At 65.6% G+C, this 1,286-nt stretch carries 1 protein-coding gene; it reads left to right on the plus strand.

Features of this window, described 5'->3' with window-relative positions; all coding sequences use genetic code 11:
* The first annotated feature begins 184 nt into the window (after positions 1-184).
* Complete coding sequence (locus MT347_RS17995) at positions 185-1,279, plus strand: IS30 family transposase (protein WP_243502729.1); 1,095 nt, start codon at positions 185-187, stop codon at positions 1,277-1,279.
* Positions 1,280-1,286: the final 7 nt, after the last annotated feature.

Consider the following 1,286-nt stretch of genomic DNA (forward strand, 5'->3'; position numbering starts at 1 on the left):
GGTGGTCTCCAGTTGCTAGCGCAACACCCTCATGGTGTGGAGGGTGTGGATGCCGAGGAAGTTGGCGTTTGAGAAGCGAGCCGTTGTTCTGCGGGCGGTCGTGGGGGGCGAGTCGTTGGAGGCTGTGTCGCGGTGGTCGGGTGTTGACCGTGTGTCCATCGGTCGGTGGGCGAGGCTGTCGGGCATGCGAGTGCGTGAGGGACGTGTCGGCGGGGTGGAGCCGGCGGATATGGAACGGGTGGTGTCGGGCTTGCCCGGCAGGTCGTACCGGCGGTTGACGTTGGCGGATCGATCGTTCATTCAGGCGGGGTTGGCATCGCCGGCGCCGCTGGGGGTTCGGGCGATCGCGCGGGAGATGGGGGTGTCACCTTCGACGGTGTCCAGGGAGATTCGTGCGCATCGGGTGCGGCATTGGGACCGGCAGTACTACGACGCGGGTATCGCGCATTACCGGGCGTTGCGCTCGCGTCCGCGTCATCGAATCGGCAAGCTCGAGGACCCGGCATTGCGGGCGGAGGTCGTGTCACGCTTGAACGAGAAGTACTCCCCGCAGCAGGTTGCGGGGGAGTTGAAGCGGGCGTTCCCGGATCGGGCGGAGATGCAGGTGTCCCACGAGACGATCTACCACGCGTTGTATCTGCAGGGGCGGGGGGCGTTGCGCCATGAGCTCACCGTCGAGAAGGCGCTGCGGTCGGGGCGGACAGGGCGTCTTGCACAGTCGAAGCTTCCGCCGCGATCGAGTCGGCCCTGGTTGGAGGGCGCGCGGTTGTCCAACCGTCCCCCGGAGGTCACGGACCGCGCCGTTCCCGGCCATTGGGAAGGCGATCTGGTGGTCGGCCCCGGCAATTCCGGCATTATCACCCTGGTCGAACGCACGACACGTTACGCGCTGCTCGGGCGTCTTCCCGGAACACGCGACAGCGCCACCGTCACCGACGTCCTGGCGCGGATGATCGAGCACCTCCCGGCGACGCTGGCGCGCACCATCACCTGGGATCAAGGCTCAGAAATGGCGTCCCATAAGGAGTTCACCGTCACAACCGGATGCCCGGTCTATTTCTGCGACCCGCACTCGCCCTGGCAGCGCGGCACCAACGAGAACACCAACGGCTTGATTCGTGACTTCTACCCCAAAGGCACCAACTTCAACACCGTCACCGACGACGACCTCGCCGAAACCCAACGCCTGCTCAACATCCGCCCCCGCCAAACCCTCGACTTCCGCAGCCCACATGTCATGCTGACCGAACTGATCAACGGTGTTGCACTAGCCACCTGAGACCACC

The organism is Microbacterium sp. VKM Ac-2923, from assembly GCF_022815605.1.
In the GTDB taxonomy this organism is placed as follows: domain Bacteria; phylum Actinomycetota; class Actinomycetes; order Actinomycetales; family Microbacteriaceae; genus Microbacterium.

What these genes read in the sequence shown, in the direction of transcription:
- MT347_RS17995 (WP_243502729.1), top strand. Translation starts at nt 185, where the DNA reads ATGCGAGTGCGTGAGGGACGTGTCGGCGGGGTGGAGCCGGCGGATATG.